This window comes from Bradyrhizobium sp. BRP56, assembly GCF_020194035.1.
In the GTDB taxonomy this organism is placed as follows: domain Bacteria; phylum Pseudomonadota; class Alphaproteobacteria; order Rhizobiales; family Xanthobacteraceae; genus Bradyrhizobium; species Bradyrhizobium australafricanum.
In genome coordinates this window covers 32,567-45,805 of sequence record NZ_JADYVV010000046.1, presented here as the reverse complement: position 1 = coordinate 45,805, position 13,239 = coordinate 32,567, and the positions used below count along the sequence as shown (strand labels likewise).

Genomic DNA, 13,239 nt, shown 5'->3' with positions numbered 1-13,239 from the left:
AAAGCGTGTGCTACGATTGGCTTACTTCCCTGAGTCCGACAAGCAGGCAGATGGCTTCTCTGGATTTTGGGTGGCCGTCCCTCCAAGAACCGCACCAAGCGACATCCGCCGCCTGGTGCGAGGTGTTGGGACTACATACGTTCCCACAAGCTTTCCGAAACGGTCTCGCCGCGGAGCATTGTGCCGTCTAGATAGGCCGGCGCGTCAAGCGACAGCGGACTACGAATGTCACCATAAGCGTGACTGGGGTTCTCCCTGTTGTGCTTCTTGATGAGGTCCTTCGCTCGGGAGGGAGCGTCCTCTCGTCGCAAGCGACGTTCGGTCAGCTCGATCCAGATATCGCTTACGATCTCATCACGGGCATGCTTCGGAAGATAGCGTGGAGTCATACTATAGAGCCATTCGTAATCGCCCGGCTCCGCGACATAGACCGGGATATCGTCAACAGCGCGACGCGACACAGTCGAGGCAATCTGTAGCGCTTCATCATCCGTGATGAATCGGCGATTCGCTCCGCCTCTCGGGACCTCAATGCAATATTCAAGGATGAACCGGTTAAACTCTGGATTTTGCCGCCGGGCAGTCCGATAGGTGCCGTATGAGCAGATCGCCTTCCTGCCCGCGACTGGCTTAATGATGTCACTGATCCGCATGTTCGTCAGGATCGCATTGCGAATGGCCCGATCTTGTTCTGGGGTCATTATCTTCCCGCGAGCCACGTTTTCGCTGTTGCAGACTTTACAATAGCGCGTCCCGTTGCTCATCTTGAAGCCGACGTTATCCGGAGTGAGCGGATGGCCCTTCGTGCAGTGTGTGCGGAAAGCGAATGATTTCTGATTTCCCCGCCTATTGAAGGCGATTAGAGCATTTCGATCCGCGAGCGCCTGAGCTTTCTTTCCCCAGTCTGGGTGCTGTTCACAGTGCCTAAGGAAGGCCTTTCTCGAACAGATGCTCCCCCTGTGGCTTGTGAGGATGCGCAACGTTTCGCCGGCTTCCAAACGCTCGAGGAAGATCGCAGCCTCGGTCGAATTCATCGTGAAGACCTGGCCCGCTGCGACCGCATTAGCGCATGGCTTGCAGAAGCGACTGACCTTGCCGTGCGCAGCGGGGTAGAAATCCGACAATGGAAGGTCATTCTCGCAGCGGCGGCACACCTGGGAGCACTTGTCAGGCTCGATTGATTTGTCGACTGGGCTAGTGAACGGCGTTTTGAGATCCTTTGCATACTCGACGATCTGCTGCGCAGAGAATCGGCCGCCCTTTTCCCATTTCGCGCGGCATGCCTTGCATTCTCGATGTCTCCAGGGGTTGAGCTCGTCAATCGTTACGTTATCGGGAGTGAGTGCATGACCAAAATGGCAATGTGTCCGAGACGCAGCATGTTGTTTTGCGCCTTCCACTACCCGCGACTTGGCATTGGTCGCAGCTAACGCCAGCGCCTTTTCTCCCCATTTGGGATGCAGTTCGCAATGCTTGAAGAACGCCTTGCGAGAGCAGATCGACTTACCGCCGAAGCCGCCAATGATCGTCCTCAGTGCCTCGCCTCCTTCGAGACGCGCCATAAAGGTCGCAGCCTCGGTTGCGTTCATCGTAAAGACATCACCATTGCAAATGGCCGAGATGCATGCCTTGCAGATTTTCGTTTCCGTCACTCGATTGCCGCGAGGAAAATCGGCGGCGGGCAAATCGAGCTCACACCTACGGCAGTGCCTCGTCTCGACAGCAGTTTGTGGGATCGTCATGTGATCGCTCCGTTTGCGCTGAATTGCGCATGCGGAGCCGAATCCTGAATCGCGTCGGCGAGGTGTTAGGATCGAGTCGGAAGAGCAGCGGAATTGAAGCGGTCGCGGGGAAAGCTAGCGTTAGCCCACGTCAACGGGCTCACAGAAGGCGCGTCGTTCCTGGATCGTGAACCGGCTCTCCAAGCCAGGGTAGTGGCGCGGATTGCGGCAGCACCGGCAGTGCCGTTTGGGCTGTTCCTTAAAGCGAGCCTTGGCCCTCGGATCGATCCAACAGGGGCAAGCTAGATCGTTGTAGTGCTGGCTGCGATCTTCTTTTAAGCGTCGCTGCATGTGGCGCTCGGTCTGATGACGCCGGAAGTCTCTCGTGCGCATGATCATCTCCATGTGCGGGCGCGACCCGCGTGGGTATGATCATCAATTGTCTTCGCATCGTTCTCTCCTCGTTATCGCTTCCGATCTTACCGGAAAAGCGCGATTGTCACCACGATGAGCAGGCAAAGGCCCATGCAGATGGCGGTAAACTGGCCGCGTCGGTGGAGGCGCCGGCTCATTGCTCGATAGCGGTGCCCAAGGTCTGTCCGATGACGCGCCGAAGTTGCTCTTCAGCCTTGGCATCATAGGGCGGCCGCGATAGCGGTGAATGAACAGTCGGATTCGATACCCAATTGCAGAGGTCAACGCCCGACGCCCTGATCGCCTCAGCGAATGCTGGTACCTGGGCGAGCTCGATCACAACCTTGTTGAAGTTGGCGCCGTACATCTCCCGGCCTTCCACCATGACGAACAGGCAATCTGCCAGCGTTGCCTCCCCGTCCTTAGGGCCAAAACCGTTCCAGGCGCATTGCCTCGTCGTGGAGACCTCGGCTTGCACTCGGTTCCAAAGTTCGCGCTGCCCGCACGCGACCACGAATCGATCGCCGGCATCTGTTATCTCGGTTTCACCGTTCGCACGAGGCTTGGTGCCTCCGGCCGCCCAGTACCATCGCGGTTTGTCGTCGAACTCGGACATCTTCCCTCCTATAGTATTCTGAATCGCACTCTAACCTATTGATCTGACTGGAGCCGAAAACAGCGTAGAATTCAGAACGGGCGTTGATATCTTTTGAAATCCTCGCGGATTTTGATTCCGCCATTCGGAGGTTCGATCCCTCCCGCCCCAGCCAGCAAGCAAGCCGTTGATTTCAAGAGAGGAATCGATTTTTGCCGACCGGCCCCCGCCGCCATTTCGGGCGGATTGGGCCGGCTAGCTGGAAATCTGTGCCGCTTTGGTTTCCATGGCGGCGGGCGACAAGCCCCGAGTCGCCCGGAGATCCAGGTCAACGGGCGATCGTAATCACGACATAACGACGGATCTGACGTGGCGAATACCAAGAAGGCCCGCGCTGCTGCTGGCGCGAAGAAGAAAAGCAAGGGATCGGCGCGTTCCGGGATCTCGTCTTCCTCACCGCTCGGCATGCTGGCGCTCCATCTTCTCGAGCAATGGAAGAAGGCCGGGCGGGACGGCATCGTTTTCCTTGCGGAAAGCGAGAACAGGGCCGAGCGCCTGGGCAGCGTGCTGCATTCGCTCGATCCCTCGCTCGAGGTGCTGGTGTTCCCGCGGCTGAATACCTTGCCCTTTGACGGGCTGGAGCCGTCACGAGAGATCGCCGGGAGGCGCAGTTCGGTGTTGAGGCGCCTCGCCCGGAGCAAGAAGCCGGTCTTCCTGGTGTCGACGGCCGAGGCGATCATGGAGCGGTTGCCGTTGCCCGCCAGCTCGGCGCGCCTCAGCATCAGCCTGAAGTTGGGGGCGGGCTATTCCGAGCAGGAACTCAAGGATCGTCTGGAAGCTCTGGGATACGATCTCGACGAAGAGGCGGATTATCCCGGCAGCGCTCTGTTCCACGGAATGACGTTCGAGGTATTTCCCGCGGGCGCGCTGGGGCCGTTCAGAATTGAGCATTCCGGTGGCGTGATCCGCAGAATCGCAGGTGTCGATCCGGACGAGCACGACGTCGTGTTCGACGCGGAGGAACTGCACATCGACCCAATGTCCGAACGGATCGCGTTGGGCGGCAAGCGGGCACAGCGGGCGGCGCTGCCGGATTATTGTCAGCGCGCGCGCTGGATCGCGGACGCCGGCGTTTCGGGCCACGCCGATAGCTGGCTGAGCACGATCAAGGAGGCGGCCGGCCGCAGGGAGGCGGAGCGCGAGTATCTGGGGCCCGCTGACTGGAAACGGCTGACCAGACGGATGAGCTCGCTGCCCCGAAAGGCAGGTTTCACCGCCACGCCCGACTTCTCGAAGGTCGCCTCGTCCCGGAAGGCTCTTCGCGCATTTGTCGCCGACACCGAGCGCGCCGGATCGCGGCTGCTGTTTGTCGCGGCGGTCGAGGACGACCTGCGCGCGATGGAGCGAATGAGCGGGATCAAGGCGGAGCGCTTCGCCGACTGGAACGAGGCGGCGAAGGGGCGAGGCGGCGAAGGCGCGCTGCTGGCCGACTTCGACACCGGCTTCATCGGCTCAGGGCGCAAGCCGCTCGTCGTCGTGACGGCAACCGACGTGCTCGGCAGCAGGGCGCATCATCCGCAGCCCATGGCCAGAGCCTGGAGTTCGGCTTTCGATCATCCCGACGTGCCCGAGCGCGGCGCGGTCGTCGTGCATCTGCAGCGCGGGCTGGCCGTGCTCGATGGCTTGCAGACTTTCGATGTGGGGAAGGGATCATCGCGCGAGATGATCAGGCTGGCATTCGCGGGGGATGACGCCGTCCTCGTTCCGCCGGCCGATCTTGCGCTGATCTGGCCGTATGCCGCGGAGCTCGGCAAGCTGGCATTGGACAGGGCCGATGGCAGTACGTGGTGGACGCGCCGTGGCAAGGCGGAGCAGGAAATTCAAACTGCAGCCAAGGCGCTTGCCAAACACATCGCGCAACGGCGCCGCCGGCGCGCTCCCAAGCTGGTCGCTCCCGGTCCCGCATATGAGCGGTTCGTCGCGCGCTTTCCTTATTTCACAACCGTCGACCAGGCGAAGGCAATTCACGACGTGCTGGATGATCTGGCGTCCGGTCATCCGATGGATCGGGTCGTCTGCGGCGACGTCGGGTTTGGCAAGACCGAGGTGGCGTTGCGCGCGGCGGCGGCCGTTGCGCTGTCGGGCAAGCAGGTCGCCGTCGTCGTGCCGACGACTGTTCTGGCAAGGCAGCACGTCGCAACCTTCCGCAAGCGGTTTGCTCCGCTTGGCATCGAAGTGGGAAGCCTGTCGCGGGCGACGTCGGCTGCGGAGATGAAGGAGACCAAGGAGAGCCTGCGAAGCGGCAAGATGAAGGTCGTGGTCGGCACGCAGGCGATCGCATCGAAGGACGTGAGGTTCGCCAAGCTGAGCCTGGTCATTGTCGACGAAGAGCAGCACTTCGGCGCGGCCGAGAAGGCGAAGCTTTCAGGGCTGGCGAAGGGCGCCCATACGCTGTGGATGAGTGCCACGCCGATCCCGCGCACGCTTGCGGCGGGCCTTGCGGGATTCAGGGAGCTGAGCGTGATCGCATCCCCGCCCGTTCATCGGCTTCCGGTCGCGACCAAGATCGCTCCGCTCTCGGACGCCGCCATCGCCGCAGCATTGCTGCGCGAGCAGCGACGTCACGGGCAAAGCTTTCTGATCTGTCCGCGCATCCAGGATCTGGATCCGATGCTGGCGCGCGTGCAGTCGATGGCCCCGGAGCTCCGCATCGTCTGCCTGCATGGCAAGCTACCCGCCGACGAAATCGACGATCGAATGATGAGCTTCGTCGAAGGCGAGGCGGACGTCCTCCTGGCGACCAACATCGTGGAAAGCGGTCTCGACATCCCCAGGGCGAACACCATCGTGGTCTGCTGGCCGGAAAAGTTCGGTCTGGCGCAGCTCCACCAGCTCAGAGGCCGGGTGGGACGCGGCGGGACACGCGCCTTCGCATACATGCTGACCGAATCCAGTTCGGAACAATCCGGGAGGCGTTTGGCCGTCCTGGAGGAGTTCAGCAGACCGGGAGCCGGTTTTGCGATCAGCGAGCGGGATCTCGACCTCAGAGGCGCCGGGGATCTGCTTTCGGAGCGTCAATCCGGCCACGTGCAGGTTTTCGGTCCGGTGCTCTACAGCCACCTTCTCAAGCAAGCCTCGGAGAAGACCAACGACCGGTCCGCCGATATGTGGGTGCCCGATCTCAACCTTCCGCTCGCGGATTTGCTGCCCAGGAGCTATGTGCAATCGGAATCCGTGCGGCTTGAAATCTATGGCCGTGCCGCGAGGTGCCGGAGCGAAGACGATCTGGAGGATCTCGAGGAAGAGACCTCGCGCCGCTTCGGCAGGCTGCCGTCGGCGGGGCGGGACTTCTTCTCCGCGGCGAGGCTCAGGATCGATTGCAAGCGTCGAGGGATCGTGAGGCTCGATGTCGGCCCGGAGGCCGTCGCGGCGACGTTCCTTCCCGGGAGGCTGCCCAAATCCAGAGCACGTTCGCTCCAGCGCGACGGCGATCGCGTGTTCTATTCGGACAACATACACGAGCCGCCTTTCGAGCGGATCGAGGATCTCCTGGATATTTTGGACGAGTGAGCGCGACGCGGCTCCGTCGGAGACGAGCCTTGCGGGTGCGCCGCGCGCAGTAGAGATATTTCAGCGCGCCGGGGCTGCGGAGAACAAACCGACCGATTCTGCGCGCTGACCTCCCAGTGACATGTAGCATCGTTACTGCACATGCGTGGCAAACCGCCCGCCGTCATTCGGCCTGTTCCGAGCCATCGGAAAGCCCCCCTCCAGGCGCGAGTCGACGTTATTCAAGGCGGGTTATGTTGTTCAAATCTCGGCGTTTTGGGCCGAAACGTCGTGCCCGGGATACCGGAATCAGCGCTGCCGAAGCCGATTCCGGCTTTCGCTTTCTCAGTAGGACTACGCGTTTTGCACACTGTTCCGCGCGGTGTTGCCCAATCTTGTGCCCGATAGCGGTAACTGAAATATTCGTATTGTATTTCAATGGCTTGCGGAAATGCCGCAATTCAAAAGCCCGTGATATTTGTGCAACATTTGCCCGAAAACAGCCGCAACTCGCCGCAAACCGAGCGGTCTTTTGTTGCGTGATCGGGGGCCTTCTGTCTCATATGGAACTACGACGGAGGGGGGCATCCCGAGGTCGTCCCGTTCTAGGTGGTTCGCTTAAGTCCCTCGCGTTCATGCGGGTGTGTCCGAAGACGCGAAGCGACTAAGCGGGGATTTAAGGGACAAGGGAACCAACCTGAGGGTGTTTTACCCGGCGGATCCGGAACCTTCCCTGAGATAGAGCAACTTGGAGGTTTAACATGAAGATGGTTAAGAGCCTTATCCTCGGCTCGGCGGCGGCTCTCGTCGCGGTCGGCGGAGCTCAGGCGGCCGATCTTCCCGTCAAGGCCAAAGCGGTCGAGTACGTGAAGGTTTGCTCCCTGTATGGTCCCGGTTTCTACTACATCCCGGGCACCGACACTTGTATCAAGCTGGGCGGCTACCTGCGCGTCGACGTTCTGGCGAACACCAACTCGGACCACACCGGCAACACTTCGGGTGCTGGTGGTGCAAACAACCGCTTCACCAACGGCTACACCTGGCGTTCGCGTGAAGACCTGAACATCGATACGCGCACCGCGACCGAGTACGGCGTGGTTCGCACGTTCTTCGATGCGACCTTCTCCTGGACCTCTGACACCTATGCCGGTCAGGGCAACGGCGCGACCGTTTACTCGCCGATCGGCGCGGTTTCGGCTCCGAACAACGCCAACTCCGGTGCGGTTGCAGGCGGTACGGTCGGCGTCTACTACGCCTTCATCCAGTTCGCCGGCTTCACCATCGGTAAGGCGGTCTCGCAGTTCTCGGCTCCGTGGGCCAACTATCCGGGCAACAGCTACGACGGCCTCGTCGGCGGCGGCGGCACGATCACTGGCGTGAACCAGTTCACCTACACCGCGCAGTTCGGCAACGGCGTGTCGCTGTCTCTGTCGGCTCAGGATCAGTCGGCCTACTATCAGGCTGGCGTGGTCAACCTCGGTGCGCCCGTCAACTTCGGCGTTCCCGGCAACACCAACGTGTTCGGCATCAGCGACTACGCTGGTACCATCTCTCCCGATCTCGTCGCGATGTTGCGCGTCGATCAGGCTTGGGGTCTGTTCCAGGCATCGTTCGCCGCGCATAACAACCACGTGGCCTACTACGGCGGCACCGAGTTGACCGGTCATCCGGACGACAAGTGGGGCTGGGCTGGTCAGTTGGCCTTGTCGATCAAGAACATCCCGACCGGACCTGGCGACACCATCAACTTGCAGGGTGTCTACACCAACGGTGCAACCCGCTATAACATCCAGGACCTCGCCGGTTCGGCTGGTGCCAACACCATCTTCGGCGGCACCGGCGTTCCGGGCGCCTATCAGAGCATCGGCTTCGGCATTGCGCCGGACTCGATCTTCGTGACCGGCGGTCAGCAGCAGCTGATCACGACCTACGGCTTCCGCGGTGCCTACGTGCACAACTGGAACCCGAACTGGAACACCAGCATCTACGGTGCCTGGGCCCAGGTTAACTACAACAGCACGTCCAAGGGTTACATCTGCGGTCCGGCCGGCAACGGCGTAGGCGGCTCGCTGAGCAACTTCTTCGGTGCTGGTTCGGCCCTGACGTCCTGCAACCCCGACTACAGCATCGCGCAGCTCGGCACGCAGACCCAGTGGACCCCGGTGAAGAACCTGACCTTCTCGGCCGACTTCACCTACACCCGTCTGGACCAGAGTTTCGCTGGTACAGTCGCGTTCCCCGGCAGCGCCGCGATTGGCAAGCCGGCCGCCGTGTACGAGCTGAAGGACCAGAACACCTACATGTTGCTGCTCCGCGCTCAGCGCAACTGGTAATACCGGTTGATCTGATTGCGATCTAACAGAGCCCCCGGCGCGAAAGCGCCGGGGGTTTTGCTTTGTGATATCGGTTCTGGCGCGTCACGCGGCGAGCAGCTCGCGCACCATCGGCACCACCTTGCTGCCATAGAGCTCGATGCTCTTCATCAGCTTGTCGTGCGGCAGCGGGCCCGCCGAGTATTTCAGCTGGAAGCGCGCCGCGCCGAGCACCTTGACGGTCGCCGCGATCTTGCGGGCAACGGTTTCCGGCGCGCCGACATAGAGCGAGCCGTGCTCGGCCTCGGCCACGAACTCGTCGCGGCCCATCGGCGGCCAGCCGCGCTCCTTGCCGATACGGTCGCGCATGACCTTGTAGTCCGGCCACAGCTCCTCGCGTGCCTGGGCGTCCGTCTCGGCGACATAGCCCGGCGAATGCACGCCGATCGGCTTCGGTTCGCGGCCGAACTGCTGGTAGACGCGCTGGTGTAGGTCGACATAGGGGGCAAAGCGCTTGGGATCGCCGCCGATGATGGCGAGCATCAGCGGCAGGTCGTAATGCGCCGCGCGCACCACCGACTCGGGACTGCCGCCGACGCCGATCCAGGTCTTCAGCCGGCCGTGCTCGACCGGCGGATAGACCGACTGGCTCTTGAGCGGTGGCCGCAACTTGCCCTGCCAGGTCACCGGCTCCTGCTTGAGCAGTTCGGTGAACAGATCGAGCTTCTCCTCGAAAAGCTCGTTGTATTGCTTGAGGTCGAAGCCAAACAGCGGGAACGACTCGGTGAAGGAGCCGCGGCCGAGGATCACCTCGGCGCGGCCGTTCGAGACCGCGTCGACCGTGGCGAAGCGCTGGAAGACGCGGATCGGATCGTCCGAGCTCAGCACGGTCACCGCCGAGCCGAGGCGGATGTTTTGGGTGCGCGCGGCGATGGCCGCCAGCACGGTCTCGGGCGTGGAGATCGCAAAATCGGCGCGGTGGTGCTCGCCGAGCCCGATGAAATCGATCCCGAGCTGATCGGCCAGCACCGCTTCGTCGACGACGTTGCGGATCACCTGGGCATGGGGCAGCGGCGTGCCGGCGGCGTCGTTGGTGACGTCGCCAAACGTATCAAGCCCGAATTCGACGGAGGTCGTCATGGTCAGTCCGGTTGTCGGCGTGGCGGAGCATCCGCCACGGGCCACCCATCGCACGCAGGCCGAAAGGTCGGGTTGCTGCGGATCGATCCGCAAGCCTGCGCTGTGGAGCCTTGGGTTGGAGATAGATGGGAACTATTGCCGGTTCAGGGGGCCGGCAAGGTCACGCCGCGAAACGCAGCGTTTCCAGGCCCGCTTCGGAGCAGCCTGCGCCAATCAGCCCGGGACCACCAGGAAGCCGGCGCGCGGGAAATGCACCACCATCTCGCCGACGCGTTCATCCGACCGGCGGATCGCGATGTGTTGCGACGACAGCGAGACGATCTCGCCACGCACCGGGATCTTGCCGTAGTCATCCGGCATCACGGCAACGACGTCGCCGGGGTTGCGACCGTTCGGATCCGTGGGGTCGCCGAACACAGGCGACTCCGGCCGCGCCTTCGCCGCGATCTCGAGCGCGTCGGCCGATGACATCTCGGTGCGCGTGCCGTGGCCGATGGCGCGGATGCGCTCCTCCCATGCCACAACGCGCGGAAAGGATTTCATGATCTAGTCCATCGTGGCGAGGCTCTGCCGCGCATACCACACGTTCATGTAGGCGCTGACGTCCGCGAGGCTGAACTCGCCGAGCAGCCACGGCCGGCCGTCGCCGAGTTGCGCCTCGATCCAGTCGATATTGGCGCGGAACTGGTCGCGCATCTGCGGCAGCGCCGCGGTCATGGCGGCGACGTCGAACTTGCCGCCACGCAACTTCTCGCGATCCTCGATGAAATCCCGCGGGACCTTGTCGCCGATGAAGCCGAACACGAGGTTGACCGTGTTCTGGAAGAACGGCCGGTCGGCCCACATGCCGAGCGCCCAGGGCATGCCGGCATTGCCGGCCGGAAACAGCGTCGGCGTCGGGTAGCGCCGCTCCAGCTCGCGGATGATGATCTGGGTGTCACAATAGATGTCGGCGCCGATCTGCATCGTCGGCGTGCGGCGATAGCCGCCGGTCATCGGCATCAGGTCCGGCCGCGGCATGATCCGCGAGATCCGCACCGAGCTCCAGGCGAGCTTCTTGAATCCGAAGATGATGCGGATCTTCTCGGAGAACGGCGATTGATCGAAATGGTGCAGGATCGGCGTGGGCTGCGACATGGCCTTCTCCCGGGACAGGGTGCGATCTCGACGGACCTTGCCGCATAAGCTGACAAGATTCCGGCCGATCGCAACCTATATTCGCGGGTGAGGAGGGCGGCGCAGCGCGTTCAGAACTGCTCCGCCCACGGCCGCAAGTCGAGCTCCAGCGTCCAGGCGCTGCGATGCTGATGATGCAGCACCCAATAGGCGTCGGCAATGGCCGCGATGTTGAGCATGCCATCCGGCCCGCGCTCATCCTTCAACTGTGGACGCATGCTCAGCAGGCGGTCGCCCTCGATCCCGCCATCGACCACGACATGGCCGACATGGATGCCCTGCGGCCCGAATTCCCGCGCCACGCTCTGCGCCAGCGCGCGCAGCGCGGCCTTTGCGGCGGCGAACGGTGAGTAGTTGGCCTTGCCGCGCAGCGAACCGCTGGCGCCGGTGAACACCAGCGTGCCGCCGCCGCGCGCGAGCAGAGCGGGGATCGCGGCCTGTGCGAGCTGGAAACCGCCGAGCGCGTGTTCGCGCCAGTGTTCCTCGAAGCGCTGCTCACTGACCTTCAGAAACGGTGCCGGCCGGTTGGAGCCTGCATTGTGCACGGCCATCGCGAGCGGTGCGAGCTTCTCGGCCGCCGCGACGAAGCGCGCGACATCGGCCGCCGTGGAGGCGTCGCCGACCACATGCGCGACCGTCGCGCCGCTTGCGGCCAGCTCGGCCGCCGTCGCGGCGAGCTTGTCGGCGTTGCGGCCGGCGATCGCGACGGGATAGCCGCCGGCGGCAAAGCGACGCGCAATCGCGGCGCCGAGGCCGTTCGACGCGCCGACGCCGGCAATCAGCACGCTTCCTTGTACGGCGGTCGGCTCGAGGGCGGATCGGTCGTTCATGGCTTGCTCCATCAAGGTGCCCGCGGCGCGGGCGAAATCATTCGTCGGATGCCATCGCGACGATGCTGTCGCGCACGGTGCGCAGGACGGCATCGGACCGCCTCTGGTCGGTGAGGACGCGCGAGATCGCCAGCGCCCCGACCATCGCGCTCACCGCGAGGATTGCGTTGCTGTCGTCATCGTCGCCGAACGTCTCGGCGACCTTGGCGATGAAGGATTCGATGTGCGGCTCCATCACCGCGCGGCACTGCGCGTCGGCGCGGCCGACATCCGAGATCAGCGCGCCGATCGCGCAGCCCGACTTGGGCGAGTCGCGATGGGCGCGGCTGAGATAGCTCCGCACCAGTGTGTTGATATTGCCCGGCTTGTCGGGATCGCGCGCCGCGTGAGCCGACGCTTCGCCTGCATGCAGCGCTTGTTCCAGAGCCGCGGCGATCAGGTCGGAACGCGAGGCGAAGTGCCCATAAAAACCGCCATGGGTCAGCTTCACCTGCTGCATGAGGCCGCCGATGCTGAGCGCGTTGAGACCCTTGTCGCGGATCTGCGTTGCAGCCTCGTTCAGAATGCGCTCACGGCTCCTGGCCTTGTCGGCCCGGGAATGGCCCATCTCGCCTGGCCCCTGTTTGACTCTCTTTCTGGATTATGACCATCATGCATCTGGATGACAACTATCATCCAGAAATCATCCAATCACAAAGCAGGGAGGAACAGATGTCCGGCAGCGCGAGCGAAGGGCGGGTCCGCCACGAGCGGCACGACCACATCCTCAAGATCATCATCGACAATCCCGCGAAGAAGAATGCCTTCAGTCCGGAGATGATGGCTGAGCTTTCCGACGCGCTGACGCTGCTCGACAATGACGACGGCCTCTGGGTCGGCGTGCTCTGCGCCGCCGGCGGCAGTTTCACCGCGGGTCTCGACATGCCGAAATTCTTCGGTCCGACGGCGACGCGCAAGCCGCTGCCGGAGGGCAACGTCGATCCGTTCGGGTTGTCGAAGCGCTGCCGAAAGCCGATCGTCACGGCGGTGCAGGGTATCGTGTTCACCGTCGGCATCGAGATGATGCTGGCCGGCGATATCGTGATCGCCGCGGACGACAGCCGCTTCTGCCAGATGGAAGCCAAGCGCGGCATCGCGCCGCTGGCGGGCGCGCATTTCCGCTATATCAGCCGCGCCGGGTGGGGCGATGCGATGTATCACCTGTTGCTGTGCGACGAGTTCACCGCCGCCGAGGCGCATCGGATCGGTCTCGTGCAGGAAGTCGTGCCGGCGGGCCAGCAGGTCGAACGTGCAATGGCGCTCGCGGAGATCATCGCGCGCAATGCGCCGCTTGGAATCCAGGTGACCAAGGAGGCGGCCCGCAAGTTCATCGAAGCCGGCGAGCAGGCGGCAATTGCAATCATCCCGCAGATCCGCGAACGCGTGCTCAACACATCAGATGCAGCCGAGGGCATCAAGTCCTTCGTGGAGCGCCGCGCCGCTGTGTTTCAGGGACGCTAGTT

Annotated in this window: 10 protein-coding genes; 3 read left to right on the top strand and 7 right to left on the bottom strand. The window is 63.0% G+C overall.

Annotation, left to right across the window (positions count from 1 at the left end; all coding sequences use genetic code 11):
- Positions 1–131: 131 nt before the first annotated feature.
- Together I6F38_RS28150 and I6F38_RS28145 are read right to left on the bottom strand one after the other, a co-directional pair.
- Positions 132–1,742, bottom strand: coding sequence for a hypothetical protein (locus I6F38_RS28150; RefSeq protein ID WP_225162646.1), 1,611 nt, complete (start codon positions 1,740–1,742; stop codon positions 132–134).
- 547 nt (positions 1,743–2,289) lie between these two features.
- Positions 2,290–2,751: a hypothetical protein gene (locus tag I6F38_RS28145; RefSeq protein WP_225162645.1), complete on the bottom strand. Its 462-nt coding sequence runs from the start codon at positions 2,749–2,751 to the stop codon at positions 2,290–2,292.
- Positions 2,752–3,195: 444 nt separating this feature from the next.
- Here I6F38_RS28145 and I6F38_RS28140 point away from each other — a divergent pair, with 444 nt between their 5' ends.
- Together I6F38_RS28140 and I6F38_RS28135 are read left to right on the top strand one after the other, a co-directional pair.
- Positions 3,196–6,300, top strand: coding sequence for a DEAD/DEAH box helicase (locus tag I6F38_RS28140; RefSeq protein WP_225162682.1), 3,105 nt, complete (start codon positions 3,196–3,198; stop codon positions 6,298–6,300).
- 740 nt (positions 6,301–7,040) lie between these two features.
- Positions 7,041–8,612: a porin gene (locus tag I6F38_RS28135; RefSeq protein WP_225162644.1), complete on the top strand. Its 1,572-nt coding sequence runs from the start codon at positions 7,041–7,043 to the stop codon at positions 8,610–8,612.
- Positions 8,613–8,696: 84 nt separating this feature from the next.
- Here the strand turns inward: I6F38_RS28135 and I6F38_RS28130 are convergent, their stop codons facing one another.
- The 5 genes from I6F38_RS28130 to I6F38_RS28110 form a co-directional block, all read right to left on the bottom strand.
- Complete coding sequence (locus I6F38_RS28130) at positions 8,697–9,731, bottom strand: LLM class flavin-dependent oxidoreductase (protein ID WP_225162643.1); 1,035 nt, start codon at positions 9,729–9,731, stop codon at positions 8,697–8,699.
- A 213-nt stretch (positions 9,732–9,944) separates the two neighbouring features.
- The gene (locus I6F38_RS28125; RefSeq protein ID WP_225162642.1) at positions 9,945–10,274 is read right to left on the bottom strand and encodes a hypothetical protein; all 330 of its coding nucleotides are present in this window, start codon (positions 10,272–10,274) and stop codon (positions 9,945–9,947) included.
- Between the two features lie 3 nt (positions 10,275–10,277).
- On the bottom strand, positions 10,278–10,868 hold the full coding sequence (locus I6F38_RS28120) for a glutathione S-transferase family protein (protein WP_225162641.1): 591 nt from the start codon (positions 10,866–10,868) through the stop codon (positions 10,278–10,280).
- A 110-nt stretch (positions 10,869–10,978) separates the two neighbouring features.
- A complete protein-coding gene (locus I6F38_RS28115) occupies positions 10,979–11,737 on the bottom strand; it encodes an SDR family NAD(P)-dependent oxidoreductase (RefSeq protein ID WP_225162640.1) in 759 nt (252 codons plus the stop codon).
- 37 nt (positions 11,738–11,774) lie between these two features.
- On the bottom strand, positions 11,775–12,344 hold the full coding sequence (locus tag I6F38_RS28110) for a TetR/AcrR family transcriptional regulator (protein ID WP_225162639.1): 570 nt from the start codon (positions 12,342–12,344) through the stop codon (positions 11,775–11,777).
- A gap of 104 nt (positions 12,345–12,448) precedes the next feature.
- On the opposite strand from I6F38_RS28110, the gene I6F38_RS28105 reads away from it, so the two are divergent.
- Positions 12,449–13,237, top strand: coding sequence for a crotonase/enoyl-CoA hydratase family protein (locus I6F38_RS28105; protein ID WP_225162638.1), 789 nt, complete (start codon positions 12,449–12,451; stop codon positions 13,235–13,237).
- Positions 13,238–13,239 lie beyond the last annotated feature (2 nt).